At 65.3% G+C, this 17055-nt stretch carries 17 protein-coding genes and 1 tRNA gene; 7 read left to right on the top strand and 11 right to left on the bottom strand.

Annotated elements, in window-relative coordinates; genetic code table 11:
• Window positions 1–7: 7 nt before the first annotated feature.
• Genes mnhG through ACP7AX_RS16040 form a run of 6 tightly spaced genes read right to left on the bottom strand, consistent with a single transcriptional unit; the run spans window position 8 to window position 6505 of the window.
• Entirely contained in the window at window positions 8–415 is a 408-nt protein-coding gene (gene mnhG, locus ACP7AX_RS16065) for a monovalent cation/H(+) antiporter subunit G (RefSeq protein WP_131683262.1), read from the bottom strand.
• A complete protein-coding gene (locus tag ACP7AX_RS16060) occupies window positions 405–683 on the bottom strand; it encodes a monovalent cation/H+ antiporter complex subunit F (protein WP_131683263.1) in 279 nt (92 codons plus the stop codon). Before ACP7AX_RS16060 ends, mnhG begins: the two co-directional genes overlap by 11 nt.
• A complete protein-coding gene (locus ACP7AX_RS16055; protein WP_426227780.1) occupies window positions 680–1225 on the bottom strand; it encodes a Na+/H+ antiporter subunit E in 546 nt (181 codons plus the stop codon). The genes ACP7AX_RS16060 and ACP7AX_RS16055 overlap by 4 nt, the downstream gene beginning before the upstream one ends.
• Window positions 1222–2829: a Na+/H+ antiporter subunit D gene (locus ACP7AX_RS16050; RefSeq protein ID WP_426227778.1), complete on the bottom strand. Its 1608-nt coding sequence runs from the start codon at window positions 2827–2829 to the stop codon at window positions 1222–1224. Before ACP7AX_RS16050 ends, ACP7AX_RS16055 begins: the two co-directional genes overlap by 4 nt.
• Complete coding sequence (locus ACP7AX_RS16045) at window positions 2826–3416, bottom strand: Na(+)/H(+) antiporter subunit C (RefSeq protein ID WP_131683266.1); 591 nt, start codon at window positions 3414–3416, stop codon at window positions 2826–2828. Before ACP7AX_RS16045 ends, ACP7AX_RS16050 begins: the two co-directional genes overlap by 4 nt.
• Window positions 3413–6505, bottom strand: coding sequence for a Na+/H+ antiporter subunit A (locus ACP7AX_RS16040; protein ID WP_426227776.1), 3093 nt, complete (start codon window positions 6503–6505; stop codon window positions 3413–3415). The genes ACP7AX_RS16045 and ACP7AX_RS16040 overlap by 4 nt, the downstream gene beginning before the upstream one ends.
• A 194-nt stretch (window positions 6506–6699) precedes the next feature.
• Here ACP7AX_RS16040 and ACP7AX_RS16035 point away from each other — a divergent pair, with 194 nt between their 5' ends.
• From ACP7AX_RS16035 to ACP7AX_RS16025, 3 genes are all read left to right on the top strand, one after another.
• The gene (locus ACP7AX_RS16035) at window positions 6700–8103 is read left to right on the top strand and encodes an MFS transporter (protein ID WP_426227774.1); all 1404 of its coding nucleotides are present in this window, start codon (window positions 6700–6702) and stop codon (window positions 8101–8103) included.
• Between the two features lie 88 nt (window positions 8104–8191).
• Window positions 8192–8674, top strand: coding sequence for a TrkA C-terminal domain-containing protein (locus ACP7AX_RS16030; RefSeq protein WP_131683269.1), 483 nt, complete (start codon window positions 8192–8194; stop codon window positions 8672–8674).
• 5 nt (window positions 8675–8679) lie between these two features.
• The gene (locus ACP7AX_RS16025) at window positions 8680–9861 is read left to right on the top strand and encodes a cation:proton antiporter (RefSeq protein ID WP_131683270.1); all 1182 of its coding nucleotides are present in this window, start codon (window positions 8680–8682) and stop codon (window positions 9859–9861) included.
• A gap of 177 nt (window positions 9862–10038) precedes the next feature.
• Here the strand turns inward: ACP7AX_RS16025 and ACP7AX_RS16020 are convergent, their stop codons facing one another.
• Complete coding sequence (locus ACP7AX_RS16020) at window positions 10039–10980, bottom strand: hypothetical protein (protein WP_131683271.1); 942 nt, start codon at window positions 10978–10980, stop codon at window positions 10039–10041.
• 161 nt (window positions 10981–11141) lie between these two features.
• A complete protein-coding gene (gene dcd / locus ACP7AX_RS16015; protein ID WP_131683272.1) occupies window positions 11142–11717 on the bottom strand; it encodes a dCTP deaminase in 576 nt (191 codons plus the stop codon).
• A 135-nt stretch (window positions 11718–11852) separates the two neighbouring features.
• Between dcd and ACP7AX_RS16010 the strand changes: the two genes are divergently transcribed.
• A complete protein-coding gene (locus tag ACP7AX_RS16010; RefSeq protein WP_426227771.1) occupies window positions 11853–13607 on the top strand; it encodes a CAP domain-containing protein in 1755 nt (584 codons plus the stop codon).
• Between the two features lie 19 nt (window positions 13608–13626).
• On the opposite strand, the gene ACP7AX_RS16005 is transcribed toward ACP7AX_RS16010, so the two are convergent.
• A complete protein-coding gene (locus tag ACP7AX_RS16005; RefSeq protein ID WP_131683274.1) occupies window positions 13627–14070 on the bottom strand; it encodes a hypothetical protein in 444 nt (147 codons plus the stop codon).
• A 257-nt stretch (window positions 14071–14327) separates the two neighbouring features.
• On the opposite strand from ACP7AX_RS16005, the gene ACP7AX_RS16000 reads away from it, so the two are divergent.
• A tRNA-Gly gene (locus ACP7AX_RS16000) sits at window positions 14328–14401 on the top strand.
• Window positions 14402–14427: 26 nt separating this feature from the next.
• Here ACP7AX_RS16000 and ACP7AX_RS15995 read toward each other — a convergent pair.
• Window positions 14428–14805, bottom strand: a complete 378-nt coding sequence (locus ACP7AX_RS15995; protein ID WP_426227769.1) for a hypothetical protein — start codon at window positions 14803–14805, stop codon at window positions 14428–14430.
• A gap of 203 nt (window positions 14806–15008) precedes the next feature.
• On the opposite strand from ACP7AX_RS15995, the gene ACP7AX_RS15990 reads away from it, so the two are divergent.
• Together ACP7AX_RS15990 and ACP7AX_RS15985 are read left to right on the top strand one after the other, a co-directional pair.
• A complete protein-coding gene (locus ACP7AX_RS15990; RefSeq protein ID WP_426227767.1) occupies window positions 15009–15149 on the top strand; it encodes a hypothetical protein in 141 nt (46 codons plus the stop codon).
• Window positions 15146–16300, top strand: a complete 1155-nt coding sequence (locus tag ACP7AX_RS15985) for a N(5)-(carboxyethyl)ornithine synthase (protein ID WP_426227766.1) — start codon at window positions 15146–15148, stop codon at window positions 16298–16300. The genes ACP7AX_RS15990 and ACP7AX_RS15985 overlap by 4 nt, the downstream gene beginning before the upstream one ends.
• A 9-nt stretch (window positions 16301–16309) precedes the next feature.
• Here the strand turns inward: ACP7AX_RS15985 and ACP7AX_RS15980 are convergent, their stop codons facing one another.
• Window positions 16310–16975 carry a TetR/AcrR family transcriptional regulator gene (locus tag ACP7AX_RS15980; RefSeq protein ID WP_426227764.1) on the bottom strand — a complete coding sequence of 222 codons (666 nt, stop codon included), beginning with the start codon at window positions 16973–16975 and terminating at the stop codon, window positions 16310–16312.
• Window positions 16976–17055: the final 80 nt, after the last annotated feature.

The following is a 17055-nucleotide window of genomic DNA, read 5'->3' as shown; positions in this document are numbered from 1 at the left end:
CCGGCAATCAGTCCGGACGGCTGGCGTCGGACGCTTCGTCCCGGGCCGACTTCGCTGCCTTCTGAACCACGGCTTCCAGCTCATCGGAGCTGAGCAGCTCACGGTGGAGGTGCTTGGTGCGGTAGCCGGCGCGGCCCACCATGTGCGCGGAGACCGGTACCGTGAGCAGCTGGAAGATCCACGCCACCAGGAGCACCGGCCACACCCACACGGTGCGCATCTGCAGGCCGATGGCCGCCAGCAGCAGGAACAGGCCCAGTACCTGCGGTTTGGTGGCTGCGTGCATGCGGCTCAGCAGATCCGGAAAGCGGAGCAGGCCCACGGCTGCGGCCAGCGACATCAGTGCACCCACCACCATGAACACGGCGGAGACGGTGTCGATGATGTTGTCCATCAGGCTGGCGTCAGGATTCATTGGGCTGCTCCTGCCGGCCGGCCACGAAGCGCGCCACAGTAACCGAGCCGATGAAGCCGACGATTGAAAGCGCCACCAGCAGCATCAGGTTGTTCAGGTGCCGGTTGACGGCCATGTCGATGCACAGGGCGGCACCCAGGATGGCGAGCAGGACGTCCGAGGCCAGCACACGGTCCAGCAGCGAGGGTCCGCGGGCAATCCTGAGAATGGCGCCCACTGCTGCCAGGGAGAGAATGACTGCGGTGACAGTCAGGACGGTCTGCATCATGCTGCGGCCTCCTGCCGGACGGTTTCGAGTTCTTCCGCGGTGCCCATGATCCGGATCAGGCCTGCCTCGATGGCGCGGACTTGCTGGCGCAGTTTCTCCACGCCTTCAGGAGTGCTGATGTTCAGCGCGTGGAGGTACAGGGTGGAGGTGGAACGGTCCACTTCCACCACCAGGGAACCGGGGATCAGCGAAATCACGTGCCCTGTGGCGGTGACCACGAGGTCCTGGTGGCTGCGTAGCTGGACGGCCACGACCGCGCTGATCACCTGCGGTCCGCGTACAGCGGCCAGGTACATCACTTCGAGGCTCGCAGCCACCACTTTGCCCAGGAACTGCAACGCGAACGGCACGGCGTGGAGGATATTGAAGCGGCCGCTCAGTTCCACGGGAGGCAGGTAGAACATCCGCGCCACCAGCACTGCCAGCAGCGCACCGAAGAGCAGGTTTCCCGGGCTGAAGTCCTGCCACAGCGCGCCCCAGACAAGGACCAACCATACGAGCAGGGGAAGCTCCTGCCGCAGGGAAATCCGGCGTCGGCTCATTTTCCGCCTCCGGCCTTCAGCGCCAGGTCCGGAACGGGCGCGTCCTCGCCCAGCACCGCCTGGATGTAGGAGGTCCGGTCCAGCATGTCCTGCGCCGCCCTGTCCGCGAGGTTGAACAGCGGGCCCGCAAAAACGGTGAGTGACACGCCCAGCAGCACCAGTCCCAGCGTCGGGCCCAGCATGGTCCGCGGCAACAGCGTAACGTTCGTGCGGCCTGCCCTGCTTCCCGTATCCGAATCCTCGGGCGCGGCCAGCAGGACGGGGTCCGGGTACTCGGCGTCCGTGGGCTTGCGCCAGAACGCACGGTTCCAGACCCTGGCCACCGCCAGGAGTGTCAGGAGGCTGGTCACCACACCGCCGATCACCAGGGCATAGGCCAGCGGGGTGCCCAGTTCGATGCCGGCCTGGATCAGCCCCACCTTGCCCAGGAACCCGGAGAACGGCGGGATGCCCGCCAGGTTCATGGCGGGCACAAAGAACAGGATGGCCAGCACCGGGGACAACTTGGCCAGGCCGGCCAGCCGGTCCACGGAGGAACTGCCGCCGCGGCGTTCAATGAGCCCCGTGACCAGGAACAGGCTGGTCTGGATGGTGATGTGGTGGGCCACGTAGAACACGGCGGCGCCCAGCCCGGCCACGGAGGACATCGCCAAGCCGAAGACCATGTAGCCGATGTGGCTGACCAGGGTGAACGAGAGCAGACGTTTGATGTCGCTTTGGGCCAGGGCACCCAGGATGCCCACCACCATGGTCAGCAGCGCCGCCACCATCAAGGGTGTGTTCAGGCTGTCGCCCGGAAACAGCAGGGTTTCGGTGCGCACCATCGCGTACACGCCAACCTTGGTCAGCAGGCCCGCGAACACGGCCGTGACCGGGGCAGGCGCGGTGGGGTAGGAGTCAGGCAGCCAGAAAGACAGCGGGAACACAGCGGCCTTGATGCCGAACGCCACCAGGAGCATAACGTGCAGCAGGGTCCGGGTTCCCTCGTCCAGGTCCGCGAGCTTGATGGCGAGATCAGCCATATTCACGGTCCCGGTAGCGCCGTAGACCATGGCGATGGAGATCAGGAACAGCACCGAGGACACGACGGACACCACAACGTAAGTGACGCCGGCGCGGATGCGCGGTCCGGTCCCGCCCAGCGTCATCAGGACATAGCTTGCCGTCAGCAGGATCTCGAACCCGACGTACAGGTTGAAAAGGTCCCCTGAGAGGAACGCGTTGGAGACTCCTGCCACCAGGATCAGGAAAGTCGGGTGGAAGATCGATACCGGCGCGTCCTGGTCGCCGTCGGCCATGCCCTGCCCGGTGGCGTAAACCAGCACCGCCAGGCTAACGGCGGAGGACACCACCAGCATGAGGGAGGAAAACTGGTCCACCACCAGAACGATGCCCCACGGTGCCACCCAGCTGCCGATCTCCACTGCGGCCGTTCCGCCGTTCCAGACAGAAGCCAGCAGCACGCATTCAAGCAGGAGCGTCAGGGACAACACGCCGATACTCACGGCGCGCTGGGCACGGGAATGCCGGATCAGCAGGAAAGCCAAAGCCGCGCCGAGGATGGGAAGCACGACGGCGAGCGGGGCAAAGCTTGCGATGTTCACTTCACACCTCCTTCAGGGCCAGGGGTGACGTTGCGTGATCCAGGCTGCTCTTCGGCAGCGGCATCCGCAGCAGGTATCTTTCGGGCGCCGGCTTTGACGGTCGCGCCTGCTTCAGGGGCGTCTCCGGGCGCGGCATGGTCGGAGAGGGAGCTTCCGTCGCCGCCCAGCATCGTCAAGGGAAACTCGGAGGTCTCGGCCGGAATCTCGGCGTCGTCCTCGGCATCAAAACTGGGGGTCTCGGCGACCCGGAGGTCTTCGAGGTCGTATTCGATCTCATCCTGGCGGGCGAGTACCCAGGTCCGGTAGATGATGCCGAGCATAAAGGCCGTCACAGCGAAGGAGATCACGATCGAGGTGAGGATCAGGGCCTGCGGAAGGGGGTCCGCGTAGTCCTGCGCGGCTGTGTCCTTGTCATAGAGCGGGGCCAGCCCGGCGTAGCCGCCGGTGGCAAGGATCAGCAGGTTGGTGGCGTTGGCCAGGAGCATCAGCCCCAGCAGTACGCGGGTAAGGCTTCGTTCCAGGATCAGGTAGATGCCGCACGCGTAAAGCGCCCCCATGACGATCAGCAGGGTCAGGTTGACACTCATCCTTGGCCCTTCGCAGTGGTTTCGGCGGCGGCGTCCACGGTCCCGGGCCCGTCCGCCGCTTGCCGGTCAGAACCCTGCGCAGCTGGCTCTGCGTCAGCCTGCAGTCCGTCGTCGGACGGTTCTCCTTCGGGCGGTTCTCCTTCGGGCGAGGCGGCGTCCTCTTCGAAGTGCTCGTCAATTTCGGCGCCGAGGGTCCGCAGGACGTCCAGCACCAGGCCGATCACCACGGTGTACACGCCGATATCGAAGATGGTGGACGTGACGAACTTGATGTCGCCGAACACCGGCAGCCACAGCTCGATGATGGCGCTCTGGAACACCTGGCCGCCCAACAGCAGCGGCACCACGCCCGACGCGGCCGCCGTGGCGAGCCCGATCCCCAGCAGGGTTCCCGCTCCCACAGGAGTTGCCTCGCGCAGTTCAAAGCGGCCCCCTGCCAGATAGCGGATGGCCAAAGCAAGCCCTGCTGTCAGGCCGCCCGCGAATCCCCCGCCCGGCAGGTTGTGCCCGGCCAGCAGGAGGTAGAGGGAGAAAATGATCAGGGAGTGGAAGATCAGCCGGGTCACCACCTCAAAGATGATGGAACGGCGTTCGGGTGCCAGGGTCCGTCCCGCCACAATCCAGGCATCCCGCGCGGACGCCGCGAACCTGCGGCTGATGGCCAGCGCTGCAGCCTCCCGGGATCCTGGATCCACTCCGACCCGGCGGCCCACGCTGCCCTCGGCCACCGTGGTAGACATCTTGATCCGGTCACCCCGCCCCCGGACAAAGATCAGGCTGGCAACGCCGGTGGCGGCCAGCGCCAGGACCGAGATTTCACCAAAGGTGTCCCATGCCCTGATGTCCACCAGGGTCACGTTGACGATGTTCAGCCCGCCGCCGCCCTCGTAGGCGAGGCGCGGAAACTCCAGTGAAACAGGCACGGCCACCCGTGCTCCCATGGCAAAAATGGCCGCGAAGACCATGGTGACCCCGAATGCCAGGCCGATCACCACACGGACCACGCGGTACCTTCCGCCGGTCCGGTCCCTGAGCTCGGCCGGAAGGCTGCGCATGCCAAGGACAAAGGCGACCAGAATGATGGTTTCCACCAGCATCTGGGTGAGGGCGAGGTCCGGGGCTCCCTGGAGGGCGAACATCAGTGCAATGCCGTAGCCCGTCACGGACACCATCAGCACGGCCAAGAACCGCTTGTTTGCCTTGACAGCGGCCAGGGCACCGATCACGATTCCGGCCCCCACCACCGCCTGCAGCGGCGAGTACGGGTCGATGAAATACAGGTTCTCCGGCAGCGGCTTGCCCGCCAGCAGCATGACCGTCAGCGGAAGCGCAAACGCCATGGAGAGGATGACGGCCAAGTAGAAGTACAGTGAACCGCGCTGGGTCCGCCCGGTGATCCACACCGCAGTGTCATCCAGCGCCCCGATGGTGAGCTGGTAGGCCCTGTCAGCATCAACCCAGCCCGGCACGAGGTCCTGTGCCCGGCCCACCGCCGTCCGGCCGAAGTACATCGCCAGGCCGAGTGCGAAGGTGAGGGCCGTCAGCCCCAGTGCCGGGTTAAACCCGTGCCACAGCGCGAGGTGGCCTGCCTGCTCGGCCGCTGTCCCGGCGTCGGGCGCGGTGGAGGCGAACAGTGCGGCGTAGGGCTGGATCCAGGAATCCACTGGTGCCGGCCACAGTCCATAGACGATGGTGAGCAGGCTGAGGAGGGCAGGAGCCGCCAGGAATGAAGGACGTACCGCCTTGAACGGCGTGGGCTCCACTCCGGGCTTCGCCGCGAAAGCTCCCCACATGAACCGGGCGCTGTAGGCGAACGTCAGGATGGAGCCCAGGACTATGCCAGCGAGCACTGCTACGCCCCACGGGCCGCTCTCCGCATGGTGGACAAAGGCCTCAAGCACCGATTCCTTGGCCACGAAACCCGCGAGCAGCGGCACGCCGGCCATGGACGCGGCGCCGATTCCTGCCACGATGCCCAGTGCCCTGGACGAGCGGAAGACGCCGGACAGTTTGCGGACATCCCGCGTCCCGGACTGGTGGTCGATGATGCCCACCACCAGGAACAGGGTGGCTTTGAAGAGCCCATGGGCCAAGAGCATGGCAAGTCCGGCCAGCGCGGCGTCCGGCGTGCCGAGCCCCACCACCATGGTCAGGAAACCGAGCTGGCTAACGGTGCCGTACGCGAGGATGAGCTTGATATCCGTCTGGCGGAGTGCCCGGTAGCCGCCCACCAGCATGGTGGCCAGCCCCAGTCCCAGCACGATCGGCTGCCAGTAGGCGGTCTCTGAGAAGCCCGGCGCCAGCCGCGCCACGAGGTAGATCCCGGCCTTCACCATTGCTGCTGCGTGGAGGTACGCGCTCACCGGTGTGGGCGCGGCCATGGCCCCGGGGAGCCAGAAGTGCAGGGGAATCAGAGCGGATTTGCTGATGGCACCCACCAGGATAAGGACGACGGCGGCCGCCACCATGCCCGCGGAAGGTCCAGTGACCAGGGTGGGAGCCTGCGCCAGGATGGCCGAGATGCGGTATGTGCCGGCGCTGAAACCCAGCATGACCAGGCCCACGAGCATAGCGAGCCCGCCCGCAGTGGTCACCATCAGCGCCTGGAGGGCCGAGCGGCGCGCGGCCAGCCTGGTCCGCGCGAACCCGATCAGCAGGTAGGACAGGATGGTGGTGAGTTCCCAGAAGATGAACAGCAGGAGGAGGTCGTCCGCCACAACAAGGCCGAACATGACCCCCGCGAAGGCGAGCAGCTGGGCGCCGAAGCCACCGAGGTTTTCGTCCTTCTTCTTGAAATACCGGGCGCAGTAAACCAGCACCAACGAACCGATACCCAGCACCAGCAGGGACATGACCCAGGCCAGGGCGTCCATCCGGAAGGCAAGCTCAAGCTTGAGCCCCGGAATCCACGGGAAAACCTCAGCGGTTGCACCTGACCCGGAATACACGGCGCCGTGCTGGAGCAACAGCCAGAGGAAAGACGCCGCAGGGACAGCGGCCAGCGCGTAGAAAGCGTTGCGGCCCCACGCCCTGAACAAAAACGGCGCCACAGCAGCCACCGCAAAATGCACGGCAAGGACTGTGATCACTGGTATCTCCGCGTTCGTCAGGAATTCGATTGTCAAAAGTTGGGGCAGGCGGTCAATTCGTTGGATTCGGTGGCCACAGTTTAGCAAGCGCCCACCGACAATTTCCCCCGGCCGTCACGCTGGGACGCCGGATTCCCCGGGTGTCCCGCAACAGGAGGACCCCTTGTTCGCCACGGGCGGATACCATTCAGCCTATGAACACCGCCAGCGCTCCCGAGGCCATGCAGCCGTCACCGGAACTCACCTCCGGAAACGAAGCCACCGGCCGGGGCAGGGTCATTGCCTGGGCAGCCTGGGACTGGGGTTCTGCGGCCTTCAACGCAGTGATGACCACCTTCGTGTTCACTGTCTATCTGACCTCCAACGCCTTCGGCGGCGAGGACCAGGCGTCAGCTGTTCTCGGCGGTGCCCTGTCGATCGCAGGACTGGCAATCGCCCTGCTGGCCCCGGTAACCGGCCAACGGTCCGACGCCGGGGGCAGGCGAAAGCTATGGCTGGGGGTCAACACGGCCGCCGTCGCCATCCTGACCGCCCTGTGCTTCTTCGTCTTCCCTCGGCCGGAATTCCTGCTGCTGGGGGTTGCCTTGATTGCGCTGGGCAATATTTTCTTTGAGTTCGCCGGCGTGAACTACAACGCCATGCTCACCCAGATCTCCACCCCGAAGAACATCGGCAAAGTCAGCGGCTTCGGCTGGGCCATGGGCTACCTTGGCGGCATCGTGGCACTGCTGATCGTGCTGCAACTGTTCGTCCAGCCGAGCTTCGACTGGTACGGCGCCTCTACCGAAGACAGTCTCAATATCCGGCTGGTGGCAGTGTTCTCCGCCCTGTGGTTCTTTATCTTCGCCCTGCCGGTCATGTTCGCGGTGCCGGAACTTCCCCGTCCGGTGCAGGTCAAGCCACTGGGGTTCATGGCCTCGTACGCCTTGCTGGTCCGCCGGATCAAGGCGATCTATGCCACGAGCCCGCACACCATCTACTTCCTCCTCGCCAGCGCCGTTTTCCGGGACGGCCTGGCCGCAGTCTTCACGTTCGGTGGCGTCATCGCGGCCGGCACTTTCGGCTTTGAGCTGTCCCAGGTCATCTTCTTCGCCATCTTCGGCAACGTGGTGGCGGCCGTGGGGGCAGTGATCGGCGGATTCCTGGACGACAGGGTGGGCCCCAAGGCAGTGATCATCGGCTCGCTTGTGGGGCTGCTGATCGCGGGGACCATGATCCTGGTCCTCGGCAATGGCGACTATGTCTTCTTCGGAACGGAGTGGGCCGGGAGCACCACGTTCTGGGTGTTCGGGCTGTTCCTTTGCCTCTTTGTAGGCCCGGCCCAGTCCTCGTCGCGGGCGTATCTGGCGCGGTTGGCCCCCCACGGCGAGTCCGGCGAGCTTTTTGGACTTTATGCCACCACAGGTCGCGCCGTCAGCTTCCTGGCGCCGGCCCTCTTCACGCTCTGCATCGCGCTGGCCACTCCCCTGGTCGCTGCCGGCGAGGCACAGCGCTGGGGGATCCTGGGCATCATGGTGGTTCTGCTGGCAGGCCTGTTGGTCCTGTTGCCGGTGAAGTCGCCGGACAAGACCTCCATCGCGGTGGTCCCGTCCGCCTAACGCGAACAAATCCCAAGGTCCCGCCTCCGCCGCCCCCTACCCGGCGCGCGGCCACCCTAAACCACTCCGCGAAGACTAGGCTGGAATCATGAACGTGGACGAGACAGACCTCCCCGGCCTCGGCCGGCGGAAGGACTTTATGACGGCTTCAGGGCGCCGTATCGGCGTAGTGGAGCTACGGGAGGGCCAGACGGAACTTATTGTTTCCACCTGGGACGATCCCGATACCTGCCAGGCGTCCATTCCCCTCACCGGGGATGAGGCCGCCACCCTGGGCAACCTCCTGGGCGGGCAGCACCTGGCCATGAAACTGTCCGAGGAGCACCGGGAAATCCCGGGCATCGTCACCCGGCAGTTCTCCATCGCTGCTGACTCCCCGTTCCAGAACCAGCCCATGGGCAAGGCCTGCATCCGCACCCGTTGCGGAGTTTCGATCGTGGCGATCATGCGGGAAGGCGAGGTTGTCCCGTCGCCGGGCCCCGACGTCGTGCTTCACCCCGGTGACCTGCTGGTAGCCGTCGGCACGCAAGAGGGCCTCGACGCCGCGGCCGATATCCTGCGCAACGGATAACCGTCATGGACCCGCTGGCCCTGACCCTCATTGAACTGGGGGCCGTTGTGTTCTGCCTTGGCCTCTTGGCCAGGCTGGCCGGACGGATCGGAATGTCACCCATTCCCCTGTACCTCGTAGGCGGACTCGCCTTCGGCGCTGGCGGCGTGGTGAAGCTAGAAGGTATGCAGGAATTCGCACATCTCTCCGGTGAGATCGGCGTCATCCTCCTGCTGCTTATGCTCGGATTGGAATATACGGCGGCGGAACTTTTCACCGGCCTGCGCAGGTCATGGCAGGCCGGTGTTCTTGACCTTGTACTGAACTTTGTGCCCGGGGCAGCGTTGGCTTTCCTGCTTGGCTGGGGTCCGGTGGGCGCCATGGTCATGGGCGGCGTGACCTATATTTCGTCCTCCGGAATCGCGGCCAAGGTCATCACGGACCTCGGCCGGATCGGCAACCGCGAAACCCCAGTGGTGTTGTCCATCTTGGTGTTCGAGGACCTGGCCATGGCCCTCTACCTCCCCATCCTGACAGCCACGCTGTCCGGCGTGAGCTTCCTGGGCGGGCTGACCACCGTGGGCATCTCCCTGGCAGTGGTCACGGTTGTCCTGGTGGTGGCCCTGAGGCACGGCCACCACGTGTCCAAAGCTGTGCACAGCGAAAACTCCGAGGTCTTCCTGCTCAACCTGCTCGGCGCTGCACTGCTCGTGGCCGGCATCGCGTCGGCCATGCAGGTCTCTGCCGCGGTGGGCGCTTTTATGCTCGGCATCGCCATCTCGGGAGCCACCGCCCACAGCGCCACCCGGATCCTTGAGCCGCTGCGGGACCTCTTCGCCGCCATCTTCTTTGTTGCGTTTGGGCTCAACACTGACCCGTCGTCCATCCCGCCTGTGCTCGGCTGGGCCCTGATCCTGGCCGTCGTCACCGCGGCCACCAAAATGGTCACCGGAATCTGGGCCGCCAAACGGGCCGGCATTGCCCGGCCCGGCCGCTTCCGCGCCGGCGCTGCGCTGATTGCCCGCGGCGAGTTCTCCATCGTCATCGCCGGCCTGGCCGTGGCCTCGGGCGTGGTTCCGGACGAACTCGCTGCAATGGCCACCGCCTACGTCCTGCTGATGGCCATCATTGGCCCGCTGGCCGCACGCTACGTTGAGCCTGCCGTGAAGGCGTTCCCCTGGCCCGTCCGCGTAGCTGCGCAGACCTGACGCCCGCCTGGGTAGGTACCCAACCGCACCCGAACCCTCATCGACTGGCTACATCTCATCGCTTTGGCGGCCGCTTAGCGCAGATACCTCACCCCTCGATCCGCCACCCCGCCGCACCCCGAACCCTCATCGAGTGGCTACATCTCATCGCTTTGGCGGCCGCTTAGCGCAGATATCTCACCCCTCGATCCGCCACCCCGCCCGCACCAGCGCATCCAGCACCCGGTGGGCACATCCGTCGTAACCCCAGGTCCGCACATGGCCGGCCGTAACCGTGACCGACTGCCAGCCGATAGCCGCTATGGATTCATCCCTGCTGATGTCTGACTCACGTTGGCGGGCCTCCAGATGGTGGCGCCCATCGTAATTGACGGCCACCTTGAAGTCCGGGAACGCCATGTCCGGCCAAGCCAGTTCCCAGCCGGTTGGATCCTGCACCACATAACTGAGCACCGGCTCCGGCAGGCCGAGCCGGCCGAGGGCCAACCGAAGCCGTGTCTCGGGCACGGAATCGGCACCAACCCGGCACAGTTCCACGGCAAGCCTCGCTTTCCGGATTCCCCGGACGCCGGGGTTGGACCTAACCTGTTCGTGGAGGTCCGCCAGTGAGCACAACGCCTTCTTGGGAGGGCCGAAACTCCTCGACTGGCTGCAGATAAAGAAATCGCCGGCCGCCACGAGGTCCTCAAGATCCAGGACCGAAGCCAGGTCCAGCCAGGTTCGCGCGGGGCCGGTGACAGGGACGTCGTCGAGCATTGCCACGTCCTGCTCGCGGAGTGCCAGCCGATGACCGGCGATTCCCTTCCGGACCGGCCGCGTGCCGCCAGCTGCCTTCGCCAAGTGAATGTTCAAGTCATGCTGCATGGCGAGGGGCAGCGGGCACTCCCACAGCAGGGCCGCCGTCGTGAGGCAGCAGACCGCGTCCGGCGTGAGCGCGGCGAGCAGGGCACACGTGCGGTGCAGCGTTTGGGCAGCACCCCATGGAACGCGAACGCCACGGCTCGCCACCCGCAGATCACTGCGCCATGCACGCCCGGCAGGGACTCCCGCCTGGACCTGCTGCTCCAGCGTGAAGGACAGTCCGACCAAGTGGTCAGGGAGAGCTGAAGGCGGCCGCATGACCCATTGTTGGCACAGTTAATCCCCGGTAGGCGGGTTATGCACAGTGTGGAGGAGCAGTCCGGCCCCGGACCGCGGATCGAGTGGCGAGCTCTCGCCGCTTAGGCCGGGTGTTAACGCCGAGATCTCGCCACTCGATGAGGAGCCGCCCTCGAAAAGACTCAGACCGCGGTGCGGTGGAAGTTCAGGTGGCTGCGGCTGGCTGTGGGGCCGCGCTGGCCCTGGTACCGGTTGCCGTATTCGCCCGAACCGTACGGGAATTCAGCGGCCGAGGTTAGCCGGAAGAAGCACAGCTGGCCGATCTTCATTCCCGGCCACAGCTTGATGGGCAAGGTGGCCATGTTGGACAGCTCCAGGGTCACATGCCCGGAAAAGCCCGGATCGATGAACCCTGCGGTGGAGTGGGTGAGCAGGCCAAGGCGGCCCAGCGAAGACTTGCCTTCGAGCCGGGCGGCAATGTCATCGGGCAGGGTAACCGTCTCGTACGTGGAGCCGAGGACGAACTCGCCAGGGTGCAGAATGAAAGGCTCACCGGTCTCCACCTCCACGAGCCGCGTCAGCTCCGGCTGCTCCTCCGCGGGGTCGATGTGGGCGTATTTGTGGTTGTCGAAAAGCCGGAAGAACCGGTCGATCCGCACGTCCACCGACGACGGCTGAACCATCACGGGATCGTACGGTTCAAGAACAATCCGTTGGGAGTCAATTTCGGCACGTATGTCGCGGTCAGAGATCAGCACGCCTCCCAAATTACTATGCGTTGTCCACAGCGCACATTCTTTCGTTGTTGCTGTTGCCTGGTGGGGCTAATGTTGCCTCAGATGTAAGCCGCCGGATGGTCTCCCGGTTGGTTCCAACTGAACAAAAAGCTGGGGATGAATTTGAGAAAATTTGCGGCGCCCGCCGTTGTGGCTGTCCTGTGCGCGCTCTCGCTCGTGTCCCCGGCGGCCGGCCTGTACACCGGTCCTACTGACAAGGACCCAGGCGCCTCGGCAGCCCAAGCTGCGGGAGCCACGGGTCCCAGCGCCGTCACGCTGAACCCGGCGGTCGCAACGGACGACGACGGCGGTACTCCTGGCGCTGACACCGGCGGCGGATCGCCGCTCGCCCCGGCCGTGGAACCATTGATCACCCCGGCCTCGCCGGCCGTGGATCAGGCCGCGGATCAGGCCACGTCAGATGCCGCGCCCCTCGCGTCAACGGCAAACCAGGCCGTGCCCGTGACCGCCCCCAGTGAGGCCATCGCACCGGAGCCGCCTTCGATTCCACCGCTGTGGGCGCCGGACGAGGAACTGGCCCAGCCCAAAGCGCCAGCACCCTCAACAAAGTCAACGGAATCAACCCTCACCCCCGAAGCACTGACGCCGGAGGCCCTCGTCCCGGACAGCAACGCAGCCGCCATCCTGACTGTGTTCAACAGGATCAACGAATACCGGGTGGCTAAGGGTTTGGCTCCCGTGAAGTACCACGCCACCGTGGCGGGCCTGGCGCAGGATTGGTCAGACAATATCGCCTCACGTGACGTCATTGAACACCGGGCCAGCTTCTGGACGGATGCCCGCGCCTTGAGCCCGAACAACGGAGCCGGTGAGGTTATCGCCATCCGGACAGACCGCGACGCAGCGCAGTTGGTCGAGTGGTGGAAGGGCTCCCCCGGGCACAACGCGATGCTTCTCGATCCCCGGTTTAACGTCATGGGTGCAGGGATCTCCTACACGAATAACCTGTACTCCATCTGGGGCGTGGTGAACTTTTTCGGCTACACCACCCTCCCTGCGGGCACCGTCACCTCCCCTGGTGGCGGCTCAACCGGCAGCTCGCCCTTCCCGCCGGCAACACCGAGTGTCTGCGATCCGGCCGTCAGGCACATGCCGCCTACCCTGGATCTGACAGCCGCCGCCATCACCAGCGCCGCGGACCTCGTCTCCATCAATAGCGGCGGCGAACTCATCAACCGCCCCTCCACTGGGAACAGGACCTACGGCCCGGCCAGGGTCATAAACTCCTTCTTCAGCGGCGCGAAGGAAGTCTTCGTGACCGACTGGGACCGCAACGGCACCTATGACATCCTCGCGCAATGGAATGACGGCCGGCTTACGCTTCATCCGGGGTTCGCCGGCGGGGGCTTCGCCGCTGCGGTCACACTCGGCCAGTCCGGTTGGGCCACCATGACCCTCGCCGTCGGCGGGTGGTGCGCCACCAACCGGCTTCCGCAACTGGTTGCCCTGGACACGTCGGGCAACCTCTGGCTCTACCCGAACAAGGGCCTGGCCGATCTGTCCTCCCGCACACTGATGACCAGCGGCGTCCCGCAAAGCAGGCTGAGCATGGTGGATTATGACGCCGACGGCTTCCAGGACCTTCTGGCAATAAAGGCCGACGGCGTGGTGCAGCTTTACCGGGGATCCGGCGCCGTGGCACCCCGCGCCGAAGCCCGCACCACTGTCGCTACCGGCTGGGGCGACGTCACCGGCATCAGGTCCCTGAAGGGTGTTACCGCCCTGAACTCCACCGGCGTTGCCCTGCGCCGGGCTAACGACGCCGTGCAGTACTGGGACCTGAGCGGCGGAACCCTTGCGGCGGCGTCGAACATTACCGGCAGCTGGGCCGGCCAGAGGCTGGCACAGTAACCTGCGGCCAAAGGCGGCGCTAAGCGGCCGTGCGCATCTCCAGCACGTCCTTGAGGCGCATCAACTGGCACACTTCGGCCTTCATGGTGCGCTGGATGCCGGCGTTCATCAGGCCGAGCAGGCCTTTGGGCTGATATTCGAGCGCGAACCGGACCCGGGTCCCGGCCTGTTCCGTGCTGAGGTAATAACCGCCCGCGGGCTGTTCGGGGCCCGCAATGACCTTGAACTGGATCTCGGCGCCGGGCCGGGCGTGGGTGATTTCGAAATCTGCCGGGATTGTCCGTCCGGCCCGGCCTGTCATTGTCTGCTGGTAAATGGCGCCCTTGGTGCCGGGTGCCCCGGAGAGCAAGCCAATGGTGCGGATGCCCCGGCGCCACTGGGGCAGGTTCATGCCGTCGATCAGGAAGTTGTAAACCGCCAGGGCGTCACGGCGGATAAGCACTTCGTGCTCGGCAAATGCCATGGGATTCCTTCGTTCAGCGGCAGGGTCGGCGATGGTAGCCCGCCCCACCCCCATGACACCGCAGCTAACGGGTTCAGAGTAGCCACCCGGTCCGCCCCGGACCTAGCCACAGGCGGCGGCGTTATGGAACAGTTATTGGATGACGCGGCAGGCTTGGGCAGCTCTCCCGGACACGGCCCGCACAGGCGCCGCAGGTTGCAGGGGAGTCCGCGCATCTGCGCTAAGCTAAGTTCTGCCCCGCTCACATTGGGGGCGACGCGGCTGTAGCTCAATGGTAGAGCGCTAGCTTCCCAAGCTTGATACGCGGGTTCGATTCCCGTCAGCCGCTCCAAAGCCACTAAATCCCCCGGTGAACCCCTAGCCGTTTCTGGCCTTCCTCACGCCTCGCTCCACGGCCTTTTTCAGCGCTGCAAGCCGGGCCGCTTCCTGCTTCCGGTATGAGCCTTCCTTGGCAGCGGAGAATATACGCCCAAGGCCCTTCGGCTGGTACTGCGCGGTCGCCGTCATCCGGGTGCTGTCAGCCACCGGATACAGGACGTAGGAACAGCTGACGGTCTCGCCGCTGCCCACGAACGTTTCGGTCCAGGACCGCTCCGCCTCCTGGTCCTGGAACGTGAGGACCCGCCCCTCCTGGCCAGGCACAGCCGCCCGGGCTTGGGCATCCGTGCAGAGCGCATAAACCTCTGGACGTCCGCAGGGGATGAGGACGGTACTTTCAATCGTGATGGTTCCCATGGCGCTGTTTCCGTAATCCCGCAAGGCCTGCCCGGCGCAGTGCCCAGAGCGTCATTTTCACACCCTAAACCTGCAGGCACAATGACCGCCGCGCTGAACGCTCCCCGGCCGGATTCCGGGCGCGCCGGATCCCAAGGCCCGTTAGGTGCCGGCGTGTATCGTCGGAAGTCAGGAACCTCTCCGGTTCCGCTACAGGAGCAATCATGGCTGACAAGTCCCCCCGTCAAGCAGCATCCGCAAAATCCGGCAAATCCATCAAGGAAAAACGCGCCGACAAGAGAGCCGCTTCCTCGCCCGCCAGCTCCGTGGACACCACGCCAAACAAGGCCGCCAAGAAGAAGTGAACGGCCAGCAGACCCAGCTGAGCCTGGGCGTCCTTGCCTCCACGCGGAAACCGGACGAACTCCGTCTCCCCATCCATCCCCTGCACTTCGAGCGCATCGCCCCTGAACTGCGCCAGCGCATCATCTTGGAGCAGGGCTACGGCGAGCGCTTCGGCGTCTCCGATCAGCACCTTTCCACCCTCGTGGGCAAAATGGCCACCAAGGAAGCGCTTCTGGCGGAGGCCGACGTCGTACTCCTGCCCAAACCGCAGCCGGAAGACCTGGCAGAGCTGCGCGACGGCCAGGTCCTCTGGGGCTGGCCGCACTGCGTCCAGGACCGCGCCATCACCCAGCTGGCCATCGACAAGAAACTCACGCTGATTGCGTTCGAGGCAATGAACCACTGGGCCAGCGACGGCGGCTTCGGCCTGCACGTATTCCACAAGAACAACGAACTGGCCGGATACTGCTCGGTCCTGCATGCCTTGGCATTGACCGGTTCAACGGGCGACTACGGGCGGCGGCTCAGTGCGGTGGTGATCGGCTTTGGTGCCACCGCCCGCGGCGCCGTGACCGCGCTGAACGCGCACGGCATCCATGATGTGCAGGTGCTGACCAACCGCGGGGTTGCCGCCGTCGGCGCCCCGATCCACTCGGTGAACATCGTGCAGTTTGATCACGACGCCGAGGCCCCCTTCCTGAGCCAGGTCATCACCGAGCGGGGCCGGGTTCCGCTGGCGCCGTTCCTGGCCGAGAGCGACATCGTGGTCAACTGCACGCTGCAGGACCCCAACAATCCGCTGACTTATCTGCGGACCGAGGACCTCGCGGCGTTCAGTCCGGGCAGCCTGATCGTCGATGTGTCCTGCGACGAGGGCATGGGTTTCAGCTGGGCGCGTTCCACCACCTTTGCCGAGCCCATGTTCACCATCGGCGACCACATCAACTACTACGCCGTGGACCACAGCCCGTCCTACCTCTGGAACTCCTCCACCTGGGAGATCAGCCAGGCGCTGCTGCCGTTCCTCGAGACGGTCATCAGCGGACCGGCGGCATGGGACGGCAACGAGACCATCTCCCGCGCCATCGAGATCCGCGACGGCGTGGTCCTGAACAAGGACGTGCTGGTGTTCCAGAAGCGCGGGGCGGAGTACCCACACCCAACGGTGTAGCGGGCAGGCCTACAGCAACTGCGCCGCCAGCCCGGTGGAAACAAAGGCCGCCAGCTGATCAGGGTTCCAGCCACGCTGCACGACGAGCACTTCGTACAGCTCCGGCGATGAGTAGAACCACATGATGTCTGCCGCCTGCTGCTCCGTCAGGGACGCTTTGGCGTGACCTGACTGCAGCAGGCGGCGGGCGTTCGCCCTCATCCGGTGGTACTTTTTTTCCCGGATTTGTTCAAGCTGCAGGGTCAGCTCGGTGTGCCCGGCAGCGGCGGCATCCCGCATCAGGATCCACACAGGCGCGCCCTGGACCAGCACCTCCGCCACCAGGTGCCCCCACGTTCCCATCAGACGCAGCGGATCGCGTTCCTGAAGCTGTGCCGCATCTGACCTCAGCTCGGCCGGGACGCTTTCGCTGCCCAGGAGGCCGCGCTCGTAGATACCCCGGACCAGTCCGGCTTTGCCGCCGAAGTACTTGTACACAGATTCGGGTGAAACGCCGGCAGCCTTGGCCACCGCGGTAATGCTGGTGCCTGCGTAGCCGCTGCGGAACAGCAGATCCCTCGCGGCGTCCAGCACCGCTTCCCTGTTCCGGGCCGCGCGCTCCTGCCGGGCAGAGGCGTCATAGGTCCGGGGCTGACGCCCTCCCGCAGCATCCGGACCATTGACTGCTCTACGCACAAGACCTACACTCCTTATTAGATACAGCTCATTGTATCCAATATTCCAGCCTTCTCAGAAGCCTCTACCGGGAGGTCTGC

Source organism: Pseudarthrobacter sp. DSP2-3-2b1 (assembly GCF_049895945.1).
Classification (GTDB): Bacteria; Actinomycetota; Actinomycetes; order Actinomycetales; family Micrococcaceae; genus Arthrobacter.
Note: the sequence above shows the minus strand (reverse complement) of the source record. Positions and strands in the feature narration are given on the sequence as shown.

Coding starts and splice junctions, on each gene's coding strand:
- ACP7AX_RS16030 (WP_131683269.1), top strand. CDS start 8,192: ATGAACGTGGACGAGACAGACCTCCCCGGCCTCGGCCGGCGGAAGGAC.
- ACP7AX_RS15995 (WP_426227769.1), bottom strand. CDS start 14,805: ATGGGAACCATCACGATTGAAAGTACCGTCCTCATCCCCTGCGGACGT.
- ACP7AX_RS16020 (WP_131683271.1), bottom strand. CDS start 10,980: ATGCGGCCGCCTTCAGCTCTCCCTGACCACTTGGTCGGACTGTCCTTC.
- ACP7AX_RS16005 (WP_131683274.1), bottom strand. CDS start 14,070: ATGGCATTTGCCGAGCACGAAGTGCTTATCCGCCGTGACGCCCTGGCG.
- ACP7AX_RS16060 (WP_131683263.1), bottom strand. CDS start 683: ATGATGCAGACCGTCCTGACTGTCACCGCAGTCATTCTCTCCCTGGCA.
- ACP7AX_RS16010 (WP_426227771.1), top strand. CDS start 11,853: ATGAATTTGAGAAAATTTGCGGCGCCCGCCGTTGTGGCTGTCCTGTGC.
- ACP7AX_RS16045 (WP_131683266.1), bottom strand. CDS start 3,416: ATGAGTGTCAACCTGACCCTGCTGATCGTCATGGGGGCGCTTTACGCG.
- ACP7AX_RS16035 (WP_426227774.1), top strand. CDS start 6,700: ATGAACACCGCCAGCGCTCCCGAGGCCATGCAGCCGTCACCGGAACTC.
- ACP7AX_RS16055 (WP_426227780.1), bottom strand. CDS start 1,225: ATGAGCCGACGCCGGATTTCCCTGCGGCAGGAGCTTCCCCTGCTCGTA.
- ACP7AX_RS15990 (WP_426227767.1), top strand. CDS start 15,009: ATGGCTGACAAGTCCCCCCGTCAAGCAGCATCCGCAAAATCCGGCAAA.
- mnhG (WP_131683262.1), bottom strand. CDS start 415: ATGAATCCTGACGCCAGCCTGATGGACAACATCATCGACACCGTCTCC.
- ACP7AX_RS16025 (WP_131683270.1), top strand. CDS start 8,680: ATGGACCCGCTGGCCCTGACCCTCATTGAACTGGGGGCCGTTGTGTTC.